The organism is Pseudoalteromonas sp. GCY (assembly GCF_016695175.1).
Taxonomy (GTDB): Bacteria; Pseudomonadota; Gammaproteobacteria; order Enterobacterales; family Alteromonadaceae; genus Pseudoalteromonas.
Window position 1 is genome coordinate 3923452 of sequence record NZ_CP068023.1, and the last position, 19879, is coordinate 3943330.

At 44.7% G+C, this 19879-nt stretch carries 16 protein-coding genes; 5 read left to right on the forward strand and 11 right to left on the reverse strand.

All coding sequences use genetic code 11. From position 1 onward, the window contains the following. Positions 1 to 30: 30 nt before the first annotated feature. Together JJQ94_RS23065 and JJQ94_RS23070 are read right to left on the reverse strand one after the other, a co-directional pair. Positions 31 to 3600, reverse strand: a complete 3570-nt coding sequence (locus tag JJQ94_RS23065; RefSeq protein ID WP_099030953.1) for an ABC transporter permease/M1 family aminopeptidase — start codon at positions 3598 to 3600, stop codon at positions 31 to 33. Positions 3601 to 3611: 11 nt separating this feature from the next. Continuing rightward, complete coding sequence (locus tag JJQ94_RS23070; RefSeq protein WP_010378221.1) at positions 3612 to 4493, reverse strand: ABC transporter ATP-binding protein; 882 nt, start codon at positions 4491 to 4493, stop codon at positions 3612 to 3614. Positions 4494 to 4644: 151 nt separating this feature from the next. Here JJQ94_RS23070 and JJQ94_RS23075 point away from each other — a divergent pair, with 151 nt between their 5' ends. Further along, positions 4645 to 5322 (forward strand): nitroreductase family protein, encoded by a 678-nt coding sequence (locus tag JJQ94_RS23075; RefSeq protein ID WP_010606824.1) that lies wholly within the window; start codon positions 4645 to 4647, stop codon positions 5320 to 5322. 17 nt (positions 5323 to 5339) lie between these two features. Here JJQ94_RS23075 and JJQ94_RS23080 read toward each other — a convergent pair whose 3' ends face one another. Genes JJQ94_RS23080 through JJQ94_RS23090 form a run of 3 tightly spaced genes read right to left on the reverse strand, consistent with a single transcriptional unit; the run spans position 5340 to position 10001 of the window. Beyond that, positions 5340 to 6386: an efflux RND transporter periplasmic adaptor subunit gene (locus JJQ94_RS23080; protein WP_099030952.1), complete on the reverse strand. Its 1047-nt coding sequence runs from the start codon at positions 6384 to 6386 to the stop codon at positions 5340 to 5342. After that, a complete protein-coding gene (locus tag JJQ94_RS23085; RefSeq protein ID WP_099030951.1) occupies positions 6376 to 9681 on the reverse strand; it encodes an efflux RND transporter permease subunit in 3306 nt (1101 codons plus the stop codon). The genes JJQ94_RS23080 and JJQ94_RS23085 overlap by 11 nt, the downstream gene beginning before the upstream one ends. 14 nt (positions 9682 to 9695) lie before the next feature. Further along, complete coding sequence (locus tag JJQ94_RS23090) at positions 9696 to 10001, reverse strand: ArsR/SmtB family transcription factor (protein ID WP_039493463.1); 306 nt, start codon at positions 9999 to 10001, stop codon at positions 9696 to 9698. A gap of 134 nt (positions 10002 to 10135) precedes the next feature. Here JJQ94_RS23090 and JJQ94_RS23095 point away from each other — a divergent pair, with 134 nt between their 5' ends. Together JJQ94_RS23095 and JJQ94_RS23100 are read left to right on the forward strand one after the other, a co-directional pair. Beyond that, positions 10136 to 10288, forward strand: a complete 153-nt coding sequence (locus JJQ94_RS23095; protein ID WP_010378208.1) for a YgaP family membrane protein — start codon at positions 10136 to 10138, stop codon at positions 10286 to 10288. A 37-nt stretch (positions 10289 to 10325) separates the two neighbouring features. Then, a complete protein-coding gene (locus JJQ94_RS23100; RefSeq protein WP_010378206.1) occupies positions 10326 to 10670 on the forward strand; it encodes a rhodanese-like domain-containing protein in 345 nt (114 codons plus the stop codon). A gap of 35 nt (positions 10671 to 10705) precedes the next feature. Here the strand turns inward: JJQ94_RS23100 and JJQ94_RS23105 are convergent, their stop codons facing one another. After that, a complete protein-coding gene (locus JJQ94_RS23105) occupies positions 10706 to 11332 on the reverse strand; it encodes an OmpA family protein (RefSeq protein ID WP_010378204.1) in 627 nt (208 codons plus the stop codon). Between the two features lie 83 nt (positions 11333 to 11415). Further along, positions 11416 to 12213 (reverse strand): substrate-binding periplasmic protein, encoded by a 798-nt coding sequence (locus JJQ94_RS23110; protein WP_099030950.1) that lies wholly within the window; start codon positions 12211 to 12213, stop codon positions 11416 to 11418. Positions 12214 to 12309: 96 nt separating this feature from the next. Between JJQ94_RS23110 and chrA the strand changes: the two genes are divergently transcribed. Next, positions 12310 to 13440 (forward strand): chromate efflux transporter, encoded by a 1131-nt coding sequence (gene chrA, locus JJQ94_RS23115; protein ID WP_099030949.1) that lies wholly within the window; start codon positions 12310 to 12312, stop codon positions 13438 to 13440. A gap of 24 nt (positions 13441 to 13464) precedes the next feature. Here the strand turns inward: chrA and JJQ94_RS23120 are convergent, their stop codons facing one another. The 4 genes from JJQ94_RS23120 to speA form a co-directional block, all read right to left on the reverse strand. Beyond that, entirely contained in the window at positions 13465 to 14694 is a 1230-nt protein-coding gene (locus JJQ94_RS23120) for a mechanosensitive ion channel family protein (RefSeq protein ID WP_099030948.1), read from the reverse strand. Beyond that, on the reverse strand, positions 14691 to 15611 hold the full coding sequence (locus JJQ94_RS23125; RefSeq protein ID WP_099030947.1) for an acetyltransferase: 921 nt from the start codon (positions 15609 to 15611) through the stop codon (positions 14691 to 14693). Before JJQ94_RS23125 ends, JJQ94_RS23120 begins: the two co-directional genes overlap by 4 nt. A 15-nt stretch (positions 15612 to 15626) precedes the next feature. Next, on the reverse strand, positions 15627 to 16502 hold the full coding sequence (locus tag JJQ94_RS23130) for an acyltransferase (RefSeq protein WP_099030946.1): 876 nt from the start codon (positions 16500 to 16502) through the stop codon (positions 15627 to 15629). A gap of 110 nt (positions 16503 to 16612) precedes the next feature. After that, positions 16613 to 18493 carry a biosynthetic arginine decarboxylase gene (speA, locus tag JJQ94_RS23135; RefSeq protein ID WP_010606837.1) on the reverse strand — a complete coding sequence of 627 codons (1881 nt, stop codon included), beginning with the start codon at positions 18491 to 18493 and terminating at the stop codon, positions 16613 to 16615. A 220-nt stretch (positions 18494 to 18713) separates the two neighbouring features. Here speA and speE point away from each other — a divergent pair, with 220 nt between their 5' ends. Beyond that, the gene (gene speE, locus JJQ94_RS23140) at positions 18714 to 19574 is read left to right on the forward strand and encodes a polyamine aminopropyltransferase (RefSeq protein WP_099030945.1); all 861 of its coding nucleotides are present in this window, start codon (positions 18714 to 18716) and stop codon (positions 19572 to 19574) included. Positions 19575 to 19879: the final 305 nt, after the last annotated feature.

Consider the following 19879-nt stretch of genomic DNA (forward strand, 5'->3'; position numbering starts at 1 on the left):
CGAAAAAGCCCTCTCCTACCTATGTATCGATTAGAGTGACTTGATGTTATCGGCGGTTTTCTTATCAATCAGTTTTACAAACGGATCAACTCCCGCAAATTTCGGTAACTCTGTTACTTTCAACTCAATCTTATTTTCACCCGATGTGATCGCGTGTTTTTGTAGATATAGCAGCGTTTCGTCACTTTGAATGTTGTTCGGATCGGCAGAGAATAAGGCTATATCAATCTCTTGATTAAGCGGGATTTCTTCTTCGTTACCTTCCCCATCTGCATGCTTTTTCGCCGCCTCAACCGTTAAGGTCACCGTATGTAGCTCTCCCGCTTGCGTCGCTTCTTGCACTTCAACACCCGCAAGCTTAAGCTCATACAACGTAATCGCATTGAACTGATCTTCGATAAATACTTGTTCTTGCTCTGAAGCCCCCGCTTTTAAGTAAGTCAAAAAGTCGAGTGTCGTTGGGTAGATATCTGTTCTAAAACGATAGTCATTTAAGAAGCTTCTTAATGCGCTATTGAGTCGCGTTTCTCCAAGTAAATCGTGCAGCGCTAACATCACAACAGAACCTTTATTGTAGTGAATGTACTGCTGACCGACGGTTCTGGATAGCGCCCGCTCTTCATACGGATCAGAACCTCGTCCACTTAAATAGGTGTCTAGTTCATACTTCAAGAATTTACGAAGATTATGCTCGCCGTACTTTTCTTTCATCACCATAATGGCAGAATATTGCGACAACATTTCCGACAGGATATTTGACCCCTCCACATTAGCACCAATCACCTGATGCGCCCACCACTGGTGTGCCAGCTCATGTGACGTCACATAGTAAGGTACATTGATATTGTCTGGGTTACGGGTGTCCGTCAAAAAGCCAATATTTTCCGAGTACGGCACTGTATTGGCAAAGCTTTGCGCAAAGTCTCGGTAACGAGGAAACTCAATAATACGCATTTGCTTGTGTTGGTAAGGCCCAAACTCTCGAGTGAAATAATCAATAGAGTCTTTAGTCGACTGCAGCATAGTGTCGACATTCCAAGCATGATCTTTATGGTAGTAAACCTCGAGCGCAATGCCTTTGTACTCTTCTCGTTTCACCTCAAGATCCATCGACAAGATGTTATAGAAGTGCAGCATTGGAGCATCCATTTCATAGACATAGGTCGTGCGGCCGTCTTTGCTGTGTTTTGATTGCAAATAGCCCGGCACCATCGCAACTTGCGATGCATCCGTCGTCACTGTTGCGGCGAATGTGACAAAATTTTCCGCAAACAATGGCTCATGATGATAGTGTGTTTCTTCAATCTTATTACCACGTTTTAGTGGTTCAAGGCCGCGCTGGCGACGCTCACTTTTGTCTTGAATTTGCTTATAGATGCTATAACCAAATGTCGGGAACAACGTCGCGTTATCGATGAAAGTACCATTGTTCACCAAGGTTTCATCATTGCTTCTATCTACAAAGCCAAGTGTTTGCCGTACAACTGACATCGTAATTTCACGCTGCTCACCCGGTGTCATTGGTTGTGAGAGCTCAAGCCAAGCATGCTTAAAGGTTTTATCCTCTTCACCAAGCGTAGCGCCAGCCATTTCAACTTGCCACTCTAATGTATGATCAGGTTTATTGACCAAGAAGCGAGTAATCTCTTTATCTGAGCGGTTTTCAACCAACAGCTTTACCTGCGCTTCAATACGACGTGTCTTTGGAAATATCTCAGCATTGAGCTGTACATCTAACGTGACTGGTACAGGGTCATCTCGATACTGGGCAAATTGTTGCTCATATTGCTCTGCGATATCTTCAGCTTCATCTTGCGTAATAAACTCATTGACCACTTGCGTGTTGTAGTAAATATAGCCACCACTACCCACGAAGATTAAAGCACCACAAGCCAATAACGCTTTACCAGCGTTACCTAACTGATAGCCCATCAGTGCAATACGTGCTTTCAGCGTTTGCCCCGCACCACGAGGCCAAAGTGCATAACTTAGTGTCGCTAACATCATGCTAAAACCAAACCAGTACAAATTGTACCAATGTGCCGCACTGAGGAAATGACCATAACCATTAATATCTGAGTACGGCACTGAGGAAGTTTCGCCTAAGTGATACATATTGTGCTCAAAGCCAAAGTTGCTCAGGACTATCGAAATAATGAAGTAAACGACATATATTCCCATACCCATATATTTGCTTGGACTCATCACCTGAATCAAAAATGCTAAGGTGGTTTGGAAGGCAAAACCTAACACATATAAATATCCCAAGCGCACAATATACTGGGCGAGATCTATCTGTGTCACACCCGACAATAATTGATAGCTAATGGTGATCAAGCTACCAAATACACATAGCAGCGTCATCACCGCTACTAAGGCTATGTATTTAGAGCCCCAAAATACCCAGTTTGCAACAGGATAAGAGTCAACAATATCTCCCATTCGCGAATCACGGTCATGCCATACCAGCTCAGCGCTGTAATACACCAACACAATGACCAATAATTGCCAGAAGCTGCCGTGGATAAGCTCCACCATTCTAAAGGTCACTGGCCATACTTCTGTGCCATACCAATTAAATGAGCCAACCAAGGCAGGTATTAAGGTTGCCACCGCCAAAATTAATAACACTAAGAATGGATAGCTTTTAAGCACTTGCTTTACTTCAAAAGTGGTTCTGGTGCAAAAGTGCACCCAACTACTACCTACGCTCGCTTTAAAATCAAAACGATTCAGCAATGCCGACGCTTGGCTACCATCTTCTTTGGCTTTACTCTTAGTTTTTTGTTTTTGCGGTAAATAATGAGAAGTATTTAAGGCTAAAGCACCTAAACTGAGCAGTGCAACTGACATCCAAATTAAGCGGTTATAGAGCAGTTCATCAACTAGGCTAATGACTGACGTATTGCGATCTGCAATGGTCCAATATTCTGATTGCGCCGAAATAGCTGATAGGCCAAACATGTCTAAATACGCAGCAATAGTACGGTATTCAATGTCTGAAAAAATACTATTTGCCACAAGATAAGTCACAAACAAACCCACAGCAACTAAGTACATTGCTATCATGGTTCTAAATTTTTGCGCCACCAGCGCAAATAGGCTCGCCATAAAGAACAGTGAAGGGGCCGCGATGACAAATAGTGGCGTTAGGTAATAGTTGAGTTTATTAGGCCCAATCAGTTCGGTATCTAGCCAACCGACTAAACCACCAATGCCTGAGCCTACCCAGATCCCCACTAAACACATTGAAAATACTAGTAAAGTAACAAGATAAGCGCCGAGAAAACGACCCAATCGGTACTGAGCTAAGTGCAAAGGCTTACTCAAAATAAGCTCACTGAACTTACTTTGATCGTCTCTTATTACCGCACTACCAACAAAGTTAACCACCAAAAAGATGGAAAAAATGGTCATGATGGCAACGGTTTGCAAGATGGCATAGGGCGAGTTTACATTGACGTTACTGCCACCACCAATCTGTACTGAGTCCGAAACTGACGCAAAAAAGGTGAGTAAAAATAGAATCAGAGAAGTCACATAAAAGGAAGGCTGACGGACAAAGTACCGTAGCTCAAAACGCATCATTTTAAATAGCATCTGCCTACTCCTTACGCTGCTTGATTATTTCGATGAGTATGCAGAGTAGAAAAATAGACGTCCTCTAAATCGGCTGGTACCGCTTCAAAGCCTTCAGGTGCTTGATCAGCAAATACATTAAGTAAGGTCTGGCCCGCGAATAAGCGCTTAGAAATAACCGGTAAGTTTTGCTCTACTTCTTTCGCTTCTGCAAGTGTGACCGACTTACGCCAGATTTTCCCCTGTAGCTGCTCAGTGAGTGCAATAGGATTACCTTCAAGTAAAATTTGTCCGCTCGCCAATACAGCCATATTCGGACATAGCTCAGACACATCCTCTACAATATGCGTTGATAAGATAACTACTTTACTCTCACCTAAGCCAACGAGTAGGTTGTGAAAACGATTACGTTCTTCTGGGTCTAGTCCCGCCGTCGGTTCATCCACAATGAGTAAATCAGGGTCGCCAAGCAGTGCCTGTGCAATACCAAAGCGTTGACGCATACCTCCAGAAAATCCGCTTACCGCATTTTTACGGTGATCATATAAGTTAGTTTGTGCGAGCAATCCGTCCACGGCTTCTTTACGTTCTTTTTTATTATTCAACCCTTTTAAAATTGCCATATGATCCAATAAATCATACGCACTAACACGTTGGTAAACACCGAAATCTTGCGGCAGATAGCCTAGACGTGCGCGAAGTGCCTTGGGCTCTTTTAAGACATTCACACCATCGAACTGTATGGTGCCAGCATCCGCCGACTGTAATGTGGCAATCGTGCGCATCAACGATGATTTTCCAGCGCCATTAGGTCCGAGTAAACCAAACATTCCCTTTGGAATAGTCAGGTTTACACCTCTCAAAGCATGAACGCCATTGTCATAGGTTTTTGAAAGTCCTGAGATTTCGAGCATTTTTATTTCCTGTCCGGATTTTTATTATTGTCCTTTTTATAACATTTCCCTAGGTTAGTGACAATTAACATAAACATATCAATTGCAAATAAAAGTAAACACTGAAACACTAAGAAGCATTCTTAGTTTACAACACCCAAGGAAAACTAATATGCAAGATCACGCCAACCACCCATTGACGGATTTTATTGAATACCCTCACGAGGAAATGCTAAGTCGTGCGGAAGCATTCTTGGAGAACAGTAAGAGACGTCATAGTATCCGTGCTTTTAGCGACCGCCCAGTACCGCAAGAAATCATCGAAACTTGCATCAAAGCAGCGGGCACTGCCCCTAGTGGTGCAAATCACCAGCCATGGCATTTCGTGGCGATTGGCAGCGCAGAAAAGAAAAAACAGATCCGAGCTGCAGCCGAAGACCTCGAGCGTTCGTTTTACCAAGGCCGTGCGGGAGATGAGTGGCTGGACGCGCTAAAGCCTTTGGGCACAGATGCACAAAAACCCTACTTAGAACATGCACCTTGGCTTATCGCTATTTTTAGTCAGAAAAAAGGTGGGATCCACGCGGAAGACAAAAATACCAACTACTATGTCCATGAATCGGTTGGGATAGCTACTGGGTTTCTTATCCAAGCTCTGCATAATGCAGGACTTGCCACACTGACCCATACACCTAAACCTATGAGCTTTTTAAGCGAGTTGTGCGGTAGAGATAAAGATAACGAACGTCCTTATATGTTATTGATTGCGGGTTATCCAAGTGATGATGCAACTATTCCAGAGCACGCAACAGTGAAAAAATCACTCGCCGAAATCGCTTCGTTTATTTAAAAGTTTGGATCAGCTAACTATCGCTGTACAGCTAGCTGATCGCCTTCGTTTAGGCCACTGATAACAATCGTTTTATTACCAGTCTCTTCGCCCAACCTGAGGTAGCGTTTGTGAAGCTGGCCACTTTCTATTACCTCAACCATCGCCAATTGACCATACTTGCTGATCATATTAGTTGGAATTTGGATAACCGCCTGCTCGCCAAGCACAAGTTCAACCAGCGCGTACATGCCAGGCACCACATTTTTCAGCAAAGGCATATCCAATTTAATAATAAAGCTGCGCGCTTGACTGTCGGCAATCGGCACCATTTCCGACACACGCGCGGTTTGGCTTATGTCTAGCGCAGGTATGCGTACCTTAATCTCGCTTCCTAACTGAATATGCTTAACTTGGCTCTCGCGAATTGGCGCTTCAATCTGTAATTGTAATGGATTGAATAGCGATATAATGGCGCCACCGGGACTGACCATGCTGCCCGGCTCTTGTAAGCGCGCCACCATTTTACCCGAAATAGGGGCTGTGATTTGCGTGTAACCCAGCGCGACTTCAGCGCTACGATACGCTTCTTGCAATGCCTTATCTTGCGCTTGTAACTCGTTCACTGTGGCTTGCCACTCATCCACTTGGTTAATCGCGATAAGCCCTTTTTCATTAAGAGATTTATTGCGTACTAACTGCTTAGTTGCTTGCTCTAGCTTGGCTGAATTTGCCGCTTGCTGCGCTGCCACTCTTTGCAGCTCTGCTTTAAGCTCTGCATCATCGAGTGTTGCTATCAGCTGTCCCGCAGTGACTTTATCACCGGCTCTGACGTTAAGCGTTTTAAGCTCCGCCAATAACCGACTGGACACTAACGTATTTTCTTTTGCGACTACGCTCGCAGGTACTTGTTCAATCATCGCAATCAGCGACTTTTGCACGGTATAACGTGCTCCTTGATAAGCTGGAAGTTCGGACTTATTGCCCGGAGCTAGCTTATTTTGGAATCCACCAGCAAGCCATACGACCATCAATAATAGGCAAAAAATAGCAAGAACAGGAATAAAGATTTTATTACGAGACATGAGAAGACTCCTGAACTGATGAGGTATTAAGGGGTTGATTAGGTGTCGATGATGATTTGAATACTAAATAGTAAACGATAGGCACGACCAACAGTGAAAATAACGTTGAAGCAATGATCCCGAAGATAATAGCAAGGGCGAGGCCACTAAAAACGGGATCTAAGATAATCACTAAATTGCCTAATAACGTCGTACCTGCTGTAAGTAATACCGGTCGCATTCTTACACTTCCCGCCGCAATCAATGCATCGATAAGTGCCATACCAGCCGCTCGAGACTGATTAATAAACTCCACCAAAATCAGGGAATTTCTCACCACTATTCCGGCCAGCGCTATCATCCCTATCATCGCGGTCGCTGTAAATAACACGGGCTCTGGCGCACCTGAAACCACACGCTCACCAAACTGGTTGAGTAACCAAAAACCCGGCATAATCCCTATCATAGTGAGGGGAATAGCCGACATAATGATAAGTGATAAGCTACTAGATGCCGTTTGTACCCGCAGGATGATAAATATCGCCACCAGTGCAAATGCAAATGCGATCCCCATATCTCTAAACACATCTATGGTAATGCGCCATTCACCTTCGCCTTTAAAGGTATAATGGGTTCCCTCAAACATTGACCAAGTGACTCCTCCGCCACTGTGTAAAAAGGTGCGAGATGCCCAATTGCTCGGTGTTATCTGTTGGTTTTCATCCGCAACCACATCGGCAATCACCTCAGCTGGCGTGCGGCCATTTAGCTCCGCAAACACATAAATCACCTCTTGTAGGTCTTTTCGAAGGATCACGGGAGCCGTAGGAATAGATGTTAATTCGCCCAGTTCACCAATCGCCACAAGGGGTCTCGCAGCCTGCTCTAAGCCGTATTCTTGAGTGGTTTTAGCCAACTCCTGACGACCACGAACTTGCATCGCCAATACGTTTTGCCATTGATTACGCTGCGCGTAACTCACACCTAACTCGATGGGCACCGTTGCGACCTCACCTTGAGTATATAAAAAGCCTGCTGACATGCCGCTGCTTGCAACCACTAACGATTGATTAATATCCTCTGTGGCCACACCTGATAACGCAGCCTTTTGTTTATCAACCACAAACCGCTTTAGCCATGTTGGCGAAGCCATTGAGGTGTCAACCTCAACCACATGTGGCTCCTGCCTTAAACGATGTGCTAACCTCTGGGCTGCTTGCTCTTGCGTTTCACGAGCAACAAACGGATCTGCATAAACCTCAGCAACGAGTGTACTTAATACCGGAGGTCCCGGCGGCACTTCCACCACTTTTACTTGCGTCAAAGTTTGGTTAAAAGGCTGAAGCTTTTCACGCAGTCGCATGACGATGGCGTGAGATTGATGTTCGCGTTCACGCTTATCCACCAGTAACACCCTAAGTTCGGCAAGATGCGTACCACTACGACGATAATAGCCTCGCACCATACCATTAAAATCCATACTGGAAGGCTTGCCGACAAAAGCGGCGATGTCGGTCACTTCAGCTTCTGACCAAACGATTTGCTGTACTTGCCTCGCCATTGCGGCCGTTTGCTCAAGGCTGGTTCCCTCTGGCATATCTATCAGTACTTGGATTTCACTTTTATTGTCAAACGGCAGCAATTTCAGTGGTACGGCCCTAAAAATAGGAAGGCTCACACTCGCAACAAATAACCCTAACACGCCCCATAAAAACCACTTGGCTTTGCGTGGGTTTTGTAAAATTGGCAGCATGATTTTGCTGTAGTACGAGTCTTGAGGCGCGACTTCACTTGTTTTTGAATCCGCTTTGAGTAACTTTTTAGACAGCCAAGGCGTCACTAAAAAAGCCACTAACGTCGAGGCAATGACACTAATGGGGACGTTAAATGCCATGGGTGCCATATATGGGCCCATCATGCCAGTAATAAACGCCAATGGAATAAACGCCATGATGATAGTTAACGTTGACATCAAAAGCGCAGATTTGATCTCGACCATAGCAGCAACAATATTATGATCTGTATCAGCCGCCGCGCCGCGATGAATAAAGCGGCTAATATTATCAATCCCAGTGATTGGGTCATCGACTAACAATCCCAGCGACAAAATAAGCGCAAACAAGGTGACCCGATTAATGGTGTAACCAAACGCAAAGTCCAACCCAAGTGTAATGCCATAGCAAATTGGCACTGCAAGACCAACAACGATGGCAGGCCGCCAACCTAAAAATACACCGACAAATACCACAACGGTAAATACCGCAAAGGCCAAGCTAGAGGTAAGATTATTGACTTTGTCATTGGCCGTCTCGCCATAGTTTCTTAGTACTTTTACCGATACCTCAGCCGGAAGGAGCTCCTGTTGTAGCTGGGTTACAAGCGCTAAACTTTGCTCTGCAACCGTTACCGCATTACTTCCCTTTTGCTTCGCCACGCCAATCGTCACTAATGGTACATCAGCCTGGCTGTCGCTGCTTGTTAACCACTGATAGCTATCGGGCTCACTAGGACCATCAATAACCCGAGCAACTTCTTTTAAAACAATGGCACGACCATTAATTACATTCACCGTGAGACCTTCAAGTGCCGACTTATTACGAAGGACATCACCTGATTCAAAGGCAATTGTGTTACTACCTGCCGTTACTTGCCCGACTCGTGTCACTAGATTACTACTTTGGATAGCACCTAAAACATCCATTGGTGTTGTTTGATGTGCGGCAAGCGCAGCTAAGTTCAACTCAACCCTAAGTGCTCTCGTGCGCCCGGTAATAACCGTAACCTCGCTGGTATCTGCAATGCTCTGTAATTGGATAGATAGCTCTTGTGCAAAGCGCGTTAGCGCGTAGTCATCATATAGTTGTGGCTTTGAACTTGTCAGTCCCAGCATAAGAATCGGAACGTCATCGACTTCTATCGGACGGATCTGCCACTGAGTGACAATTCCGGGCATAGTATGCTGGTTGGCATACAGCTTAGTGTAGGTGTTGAGGATGGCTTTTTCTCTGTCTTCACCCACATGAAATCTTAAAGTAACAACCGTACCGCCGGTTTGGGTCGTAGAATAGACGTGTTCAACGCCTGGAATTTGCAGCAGTAACTTTTCAAGTGGAGTGGTGACCAATCGTGCCACTTCTGGTGAGGCAGTATTTGGTACCGACACATGAATATCCAGCATAGGCACCACTATTTGTGGTTCTTCCTCTCGTGGTGTCATTTGCAATGCAAATAATCCAAGTACCACAGCGCACAAGAAGATAATCGTTGGCAAGCTGCCTTGTAGAGCATACCGAATAACACTATCTAACTTTTGCATCTTAGTCGTTCCTGTTACTCTGCACTTGAGGCGCAGAACAGCTGATATAAACTCTCAAGTAGTACAGCGACTCGGCTATCTTTAACATGATAATAAATCGTCGCTCCCTCACGCCTAGTCGCCACGATTTGTGCCTTTCTCATGCTTGCTAAATGCTGTGATAAGGCAGACTGCGCTAACGGCACCATTTCATTAAGCTGGCTAACACTGAGCTCTTGCTTTTGCAATGCACACAAAATCATCAAGCGATTTTTATTCGCCATAAGCTTTAACAAGGCTTCTGCCTGTTCGGCATTTTGCGCCATTTGCTGCAGTTCCATGTTGACTCCCAAAAAAATAATGCGCTTAAAGTATAGACACAAACATTAGCAATGTCTAATATTAGAAATATCTAATATTAAAGGTAACACTCATTATGACCTTACATCCGCTACTTAGATTAATCGCTGGTGTTATGTTTGCCATTTCTTTGCTGCTCACACATTTTGTCAGCCCACATTGGGTTTGGTTTAGTGTGTTTATTTGTGTCAATTTAGTGCAGTCTGCTTTTACTAACTGGTGCCCTATGATCGTTATATTGAAGAAACTTGGCATTCAGGAAAGGTGAGTCATAATGAAACCGATAACCCAATAAGGAGCTACATATGCTGATATCTGCCCAAGATGTACTAAAGACAGTAAAGCCTAATCAACGCTGCATTGACGCGGTACAAGCAAAATCAGAGATTGCACAAAACAATGGTCTGGTTATCGACGTGAGAGAGCCAGCTGAACATAGCCAAAAGGCAGCCAACGGCGCAGTAAATATCCCAAGAGGATTGCTAGAGTTTAAGCTTCCAGAGCTGGAAAAAGACGCAGACAGGCCAATTTATTTACACTGTGCCGCTGGTGGCCGTGCTATTTTTGCCGCAGAGCAACTAACTCGTATCGGTTACACCAATGTCAGCGTAATTACCTGCAAAGCTGAAGTGGTGTGTGACACTTTATAAAAAAGGAGTGCTGTGCAGCACTCCTTGCACTTTTCTTATGCGCGGTTTGGAATAATTTTTATTTCTACTCGGCGGTTTTGTGCCTTACCTTGCTCGGTGCTATTGCTCGCGATTGGCTGAGACTCACCCATGCCCTCTGCGTATAATCGCGCAGGTAGTACTTGCTGTGATAATAAATACTGCTTTACGCTATTCGCGCGCTGTTCAGACAAAGTCTGATTGAAGCTCGCTGAACCAGTAGAGTCTGTATGCCCGACAATCGTTAAGAATGTCTTATCGTACTGCTGCATCACGCGTGCAATGCCTTGAAGTGTATTGTAAAAACCAGGGCTGATAGCTGACTTACCTGTCGCAAAGGTTATGTTTGATGGCAACACTAAGCGCATTTGGTCACCCTCACGAACCACCTCAACACCCGTGCCAGCAAGCTCTTGATTAAAAGCGGCTTCCTGCTTGTCCATATAGTTCCCAATCGCGGCACCTGCAATTGCCCCAACCGCAGCACCAATGGCAAGACGCTTATCTTTGTGGTTACCAGTAGCTTTACCTAACACCGCACCGGTTGCAGCACCAATCGCCGCACCTTTACCTGTGTTATTCATTTCACATCCAGACAAAGCAACCACAACGGCTGCACCAATTAACATATTTCTAGCAATCATCTTCCCACCTGAGTTCGTTTCAACTTGATTGTCTATATTGTTGCAATAAACAATTAACTCTGGCTGAAGCCTTGTTGGTTTTTTTAAGGATGAGCAGGGACTAAGTCGCTTATATGCTCAGAAACTGGTGGCAGTTTATATTTTGCAACCACAGCATCAAGCTGCTTTCTCTCAGCCAATTGCTTCATCGTTAAACGAATGGTTTGTGCAAGCTCGGTGCCACTGAAGCGTTTGCTCATCGCCATATGTCCATAAATCGGCTGAGCGTGGTGATAGGAGACTTTTTTCAACTTTTCAATGGGCTGACCAAGCACTTCCATCGCCACCTCAGCGGTGTCTTCAACTGCGATCACAAGGTCAACACGTCCTTTAAGCAATAAATCAAACGCGACTTGCTCACTAAACACAGGGACTTTATTGAGCTGACGGTCTTCATCAAAGCGAGGGTAAAAAACGCCGCCACGCATCACCGCAATCCGCTTGGTATAAAGATCCGTATATTGTTCCACCCGAATATCGCTGTCTTGCTTAGCATAGAACACAAACGAAGATGTCAGCGCCATGTAGGCGGGTTCGACAAAGTCGATTAACTTTTCTCGTTGAGGCGTACGGATCAAGCCACCCATGACGTCTACCTCACCTTGCGCTATCATCCGCATACAGCGTGAGAAAGGACAGGGAACGGCATTTATTTGATAATCAACACCAGCCTGAGCCTGCACCGTTGCTAATATATCTAAGATTAAACCTTGCACTTCACCATTGTCTTCAATAATGCTATACGGTGGTGCGTGATCAACAGCGACATTAATTTGCTGAGCAAAACAAGAGAAGTTCGCCAACAAAAAAAGTAAACACGGCGATAAAAAAGTCATTCGCATAATACTTATCCAACTGAGGCGCCCCAGCACCAAAAGTCATAAATATGTCATATAAAAGTGTGAAGATATAAGGTTAACAATATCACAAGGTACACTATGTTTCTGAAAATATTTTACCAGTTTTTGTTATTAGGATGTACGAGCTTTGGAGGACCTGCAGCCCACCTTGGGTTCTTTAAAAAACACTTTGTCGATAACTTAAAATGGCTGAGTAACGAGCGCTATGCCAGTATGATCAGTTTGTCACAAATACTGCCAGGACCAGGTTCTAGCCAAGTCGGATTCGCGATTGGTTTAGAAAAAGCTGGAATACTAGGAGGGATCGCCGCCTTCTTAGGGTTTACGCTACCGTCTTTTTTGCTCATGATCATGCTGGCATTAACCGCTGAGCAGCTTTCTGGCACTGCGTTGAATGTCATTGATGGGTTGAAATTGTTTGCTGTTGTTATCGTTGCCGATGCAGTACTGAGTATGGCGAAAAGCTTTTGTAAAACCACAGCACTCAAATTCGTCGCATTTTTCGCCACACTCACACTGTTGATGCTGCCGAACTTAAGCGCGCAATTGGGTGTGCTTATGGTGCTTGTCGTCGCGGGTTACTTTTACTCATTCAGCAATGCGCCAAGTAAACCGAGTCAATCAAAAAGCCAAATCAATTGGTCTGTATTTGCGCTATTTATTGGCCTATTCACGTTAACCTTTGCCGCGCTACCAAATCAACTATTTGCCGAGTTTTATCAAGCAGGTGCTTTGGTTTTTGGCGGTGGTCACGTCGTGCTGCCGCTACTACAAACCAGTGTTGAGGGAGTCGCGCAAGAAACCTTCTTAACGGCTTATGCTGCCGCGCAGGCCATTCCAGGACCTATGTTTACCATCGCAAGCTTTTTAGGCGCCGTTGTCGACAATACCCATCCCATTTTGGGCGCAGCGATTGCAACGCTCGCTATTTTCTTGCCGGGCCTACTGTTAATGTGGGCTTTTAACCAACAGTGGCAATCGCTTATTGCATTACCACGGTTTGCGAGCATTAGCGCGGCCTTAAATGCCGGTGTTGTGGGAATTTTAGCCGCCGCATTTTATCAACCGATTTGGCTTTCTGCGGTGCATAGTCTGCTCGATATCATCGCGGTGGTATTAGGGTTTGTAGCACTCAAATGGCTAAAGCCCGCTATATGGCAGTTGCTTATCGCCTTTATGGTGTTTGGGGTTATCGCTGGAAGTATGTAGGTCACGCTTGGGTGACCTAGCTGATTATTCTGAAGTTGCGTCAGGTTTGCTACCGGCGCGTACTTTCACGCGGTGTGCGCCAAAGTAATCACTCACGCTTTGATATGGACGTAACCCAAATGCTGGCATTACGCTTAACATGTAGTCCAAAATATCGGCTTGTAGGTGCTCATAAAACACCCAACGTTTATCGCGACTAAAACAGTAAAACTCCAGAGGCAAGCCATGTTGCGTGGGGGCAAGCTCCCTGACCATACATAAACAATCTTGATTGATGGCATCATGCTGCTTCAAGTAGGCCTCTGCATAGCGTCTAAATAAACCTAAATTGGTGATATCGCTTGGTACCTCTTCAAGCTTTTCCAGTAGTGGATATTGCTCGGTTAGCGATGTTCGCTTTTGCTCAGCCAACGGCTCAATGCTAGTAAAATCAATATGAATGGCGCGTTTGATGCGGCGTCCTGCTGACTCTTGCATTGCACGCCAGTTTTTAAATGAATCAGAGATCAACATATAGGTTGGTATGGTGGTGACGGTGTTATCCCAGTTACGTACCCTAACGGTATTTAAACCAAGATCAATCACCTCGCCGTCTGCACCAAATGCGTCAACTTGGATCCAGTCACCAGTGGTTACCAGTCGGTTGGCTGCTATTTGAATACTCGCAACCAATCCCAAAATCGTATCTTTAAATACCAAAATAATGACTGCCGCGATAGCACCAAAACCGGAAAGAATATAAGTCGGTGATTTATCCACCAAGATACTCACCACCAATATAGAACAAACTATAAATATCAGTAGCTTAATTACTTGAATAATCCCTTGGATCGGCACCTCTTTGGCGAATGGAAAGAGGTTATAAACGCCATTACCTAAGTTGACTAAACTGCTAAATAAAAACCCTGATGCCACCACCAATATGACATACACTAGTGTTTCCATGACTACAAATACCCAAGCTGGCGCGACAAATAGACGCTCGTGGTAGGCGGAAAAAACCAGTAAACACAATACAAAGGCAAAGCGGCCGCTAAATTTACTTAACTGAGGGGCAAGGTGACCAATTTTACGCGGTGAAATATGGCGCGCGAGGTTCTCTACATTGGGTAGCACTAAACGGCGGATCACCCAATATAAAAACAATAACCCAACAACCGCGACACCATTGGTGAATAAAGCACTGATCACAGTGCCTTGCGGTAACTCTTTTAACCACGGTTGAACGACATCATGAAGGTGATCAAACTTCATAGCTGTTTTAGCTCCTCATTGAGCGTGTCATTTGGCTCAGTCGAATGCAGCCAATGCGCTTCGAGTTGGCAATCTTTGCGTTGCCAAACTTCATTCATAAAAGATTGAAACTGTACACGATAAGCTTTATCGGCTTGATAGTTACCAAGTGGCACTTTCTCCATCGCGATGTAGTCTATTTTTACATCAATTGCATCCAAGCGTCCAAGCGTAAATGCACGGCAAATATGCTCACCCTCTAACTTATAAGCCAAAGTCGCGTTGAGCATGCCGTCAAATTGCTCAGATAACACTTCTAGGGCAAACGCTACACCACCCGCCTTTGGTTTGAGCAGATGCTTGAACGGACTATTTTGATGCGTATGTTTGGCTTTAGTATGACGAGTACCTTCCACAAAATTAATTACCGTTGTGGGATGATCACGAAAATTGCGACAACTGGCTTTGGTACGCTCTACATCCATCCCTTTAAGCTTAGGGTTTTTGGCGATCTGCGCTTTACTCGCACGTTTCATAAATGGCATACCCATCGCCCATGCACCAGTACCAATAAAAGGCACGTATTTTAATTCATCTTTTAGGAAAAATTTAGGTGCAGGTAGTACCTCCATGGCACTCAGCACAACGATATCAAGCCAGCTAAGATGATTGGAAATTAACAAAAACCACCCTTGAGCGTGTAATTCTTTTGGCAAGCTCACTTGTATTTTGTCGCACGCGATGCGCAAACCAAGGTAATTGCCTTTACACCACATACCGTAAAAAAAGTGCAGTGCTGTAGAGATAAACTTAACTGGCACAAGCAATTTTATGATGCCAAACAATAGCACCAATAAACCACACACAAAGGTATTCACCAGCAGCCACACACTGGCCGATAGCCCGAGAAACCACTTAGGTAGTATTTGTTTTAACATCACAACATCCTTCTACTACTTTTTATTGGCAAGCTCCACAAGTTGTGCGTCTTTGGCTTGCCACAAGGCGTTTAATTCGGATTGGAAACGCACTCTAAATTCGGGATCATTCGTGTAGTCGCCAACCAAGTTTGCACTGACCGGCATTACTTCCACCTGAACATCTACTGACTTCACTTTACCGGCGATAAAGTCTGCAAAAGTTGGTACACCACCGGGGTAGTAAATGGTAACGTTCACTACTTTGCTGATTTGCTCACCCATGGCTTGCATCACAAATGCGATGCCCCCTGCTTTTGGTTTAAGCAGATGCGTAAATGGGCTTTTTTGCTTACTATGCTTGGACTCGGTGTAACGCGTACCCTCAACGAAGTTTACAATACTCACAGGCATTGTTTTAAACTTTTCGCATGCTTTTCGCGTCGTTTCTATGTCTTTACCACGCAATTTAGGGTTTTTCTTTAATTGCGACTTGCTGGTTCGCGTCATAAAAGGAAAATCGAGCGCCCACCAAGCAAGACCTAGAACAGGTACGTAAAGCAGCTCTTTTTTCAAAAAGAAATTCAAAAACGGGATTTTGCCATGAAGCACTCGCTGCAACACTAAGATATCCACCCAACTTTGGTGATTGGCGATAACCAAGTACCAGTCTTTGCGTTTTAGCTCATCCAATCCGCTAACATTGAGCGTATACGGCGCAATGAGGTTTTGGCTCACTGAATTACACGCGACCCAGTTGTTTGCGCACGCTTTAGCGATGTAGCTCATGGCTTTTTGCAATGGTGGGATGGGCAGTAGCTTAATCAAGCCACAAATAAAGATCGGTATAAACCAAAATATAGTGTTAACGGCATACAGCAAGATGCTGATCACTTTACGAATAAACGACATTCATTCCCTCATCGTGTTTTACGGCAGAGCTGTATCATACCTTGAAAATCACACACAATTAAGCCGACCAGTTGGTCGGCTATAATTTATTCCATTTCACTATTTGAAAATCAATCTTCGAAGTAAGTATAACCTTCAAGTCCAGCGTTTAACTCTTGTAGATACTGAGCTTTGATTGACTCTGGCAACGACAAGGCCGCGACCTGCTGTGCATAGTTCTCAGATAGCACTGCTTTGTCATAATGAACAAAGCGCAGTACATCTTCAACACTGTCGCCCTTGATTGCATTAGTGAGTTTATAGCCCTCATCACAAAGCTCAACGTGTACTGAGTCTGTGTCACCAAATAAGTTATGTAAATCACCCAATATTTCTTGATAGGCCCCCACCAAGAACATCGCAACGTGATATTGCTCTCCCGGCACATACTCAGGAATGGGTAAACTTGACTCGATACCTGCGCCCTCAACATAACTGTTGATTTGACCGTCTGAATCACAGGTAATATCCTGAATAATCGCCCTTTGTGTCAACGGCTGATTGAGCTTGTCGATAGGCATCACCGGAAATAGCTGGTCAATACCCCAAACATCCGGCAGTGATTGGAACAAGGAGAAGTTCACAAACAGTTTATCAGCCAGCTTTTCATTGAGGTCGTCTAGTACTTCTCGGTGTGCTCTCGCATTCTCATTTAAGCATTCACGCACTTTATGAAGTGTCGTGAAGTAAAGCTGTTCAAGCTGCGCCCACTCTTGCATGCTGATCAAACCATGTACGTATTGGTCGTGTGCATCGCTGAACAAGTGCATAGCGTCATGATAAGTTTCTAAGGCCATGCGAGGAGTCAGTTGTGACAGTGAATGCCATAACTCTTGTAATACCAATGGGCTGGTATCTTGTGGTTGCACCGGTTCGACTTGATTTGGCGCTTTTTCTACGTCGATCACATCCGTGATAAGCATCGCGTGATGGGCAGTTAATGCTCGGCCAGATTCAGTAATAATATCCGGATGCGGAATGTTATTGAGCTCCGCAATATCATGAAAAGCATGCACCACATTTTTCGCGTATTCCGCCACCGTATAATTCATTGAGCATGAACTACGAGAACCTGAGCCTTCGTAGTCCACTCCGAGGCCACCGCCAACATCAACGATACGCAGCGGAACACCTAGTTGGTATAGTTCAGCATAGTGACGCGCACACTCTTTAAGCGCACGTTGAATATCGCGAATATTGGCAACTTGCGAGCCGATATGGAAGTGTACTAACTGCATTAGGTGCAAACGATTATGCGACTTAAGTAGCTCAACCGCTTGCAGTACTTGGCTAGCAGTAAGACCAAACTTGCCTTTTTCACCACCGGTATTTTGCCACTTGCCTTTACCAACTGAATTAAGACGAATACGAATACCAATCGACGGTTCAATGCCTAAATCGTCGATTTCCTGTAATAAGGTATCCAGTTCAGAGAGCTTTTCAACGACTATGTTTACCTGATGGCCCATCGCTTGACCAATACAAGCTAAGCGCAAGAACTCACTGTCTTTGTAGCCGTTACAGACAATGGTAATAGGTTGATGTGCCACACCCAAAATTGCCATCAGCTCAGGCTTAGAACCGGCTTCAAGACCAACAAGACCGCTTGGGTGAGCCAATAACTTACTGACAACCGAGCGCTGCTGATTCACTTTTATTGGGTAAACGCAGGTGTACTGACCTTGGTAATCACGTTGAGTTCGTGCGGCAGTAAATGCTTGAGTCAAGGTATCGACACGATGTTTTAAAATGTCGGTAAAACGCACCAAAACCGGCAAAGTTAGCCCCTGCGCTTTAAATTGCTCAGTTAACTCTGGAAGAAGAATTGGTGGCTTAGTGCGATCACCATCAGGAAACGCCACTAACTGGCCCTGTTCATTGATATCAAAATAGCCGTCACTCCAGTGGGTAACGTTATAGATAGAACGTGCTGTTTGCAGACCCCAAGTCATTGCTGCTCTCAATTAATTCTTTATAAAGCTTCATTCTAATACGCGAGGCAAGTCAATGCGACCTAAAGTTGCGTTTTCATTAGCTTACAAACCTGATAAATAGCCCATGCTTGATTAGGGCTAATATGAGGCAAAGTACAAAATGTTGACTAAAATTGATTGAGCAAAGGCGCAAGCACTGGCAAAATTGCCTTAATTTTTATCAAGTGTGAACACAATCATGGCAAACTTAGAAGCAAACCGTTGGTTTACAGAAATTAGCGACCGCGATGGCAGCGCTTTTTCACTTAGAGTCAACAAAAAATTAGACGAAATCCAATCACCATTTCAAAAAGTAGAAATGTTTGAAACGACGGATTTTGGTAACCTGATGATCATTGACGGTTGCACTATGGTGAGCACGCGTGAAAACTTTTTCTATCACGAAATGATGAGTCACCCGGCGCTATTCTCACACCCTGCACCTAAAAATGTTGTGATCATTGGCGGCGGCGACTGTGGCACATTGCGTGAAGTATTAAAGCACCCTGGCGTTGAAAAAGTAACGCAGATTGATATCGACGAAGTTGTAACGCAAATGTCTTTGAAATACTTCCCTGAGCTTTGTGAGTCTAATGACGATCCTCGTGCAACTGTGATGTTTGATGATGGCATCAAATATATGCGTGAAGCCGAAGCAGAGTCTATCGACGTTATCATCGTTGATGGCACCGATCCTGTTGGCCCTGGTGAAGGTTTATTCAACCACGCATTCTACAAGAGCTGTTTAGCAGCGCTTCGCACTGGCGGTATCATGATCCAGCAGAGTGAATCACCACTGATGCACATGCCGTTGCTACTAGAAATGCGCGATGCAATGTTGGAAGTAGGCTTTGTTGATCTGCAAACCCTGCCTTTCCCACAGCCAATCTACCCAAGCGGCCTATGGTCAGCGACGATGGCACGTAAAGATGAAAAGTTTGCCGGATTCCGCGAACAAGACGTTGATAACGCAACATTTGATACTGAGTACTACAACACAGGTATTCATAAGGGTGCATTAGCAACACCTAACTTTATGAAGCGTGCTTTCGAAAAGTAGACCGAATCAAAACATAAACTTAATTGTTAAAGTGTAGTAGCTCATACCTGACTCTGCAGCCTTGATGATTAGGTTAATATTTCACCTACCTTGAAGTTATGAGCGAACAGCAGACGTTCGCTCTAGCTCGTTTTTAGACAAAAACGTTTTAGGTCGTCGGCTGTATTAGGCGAATTTCGCATAGAAATTTCTATGGGTTAGCGCCGCCAGCACGCGCGGCTTTGTAGTGAAGGTGAAGCCGCAACAGAAAAGCCGTCGCTGTGCCTGACCTTGTTATGACTACTTCGCTCGCTTGATGACACATG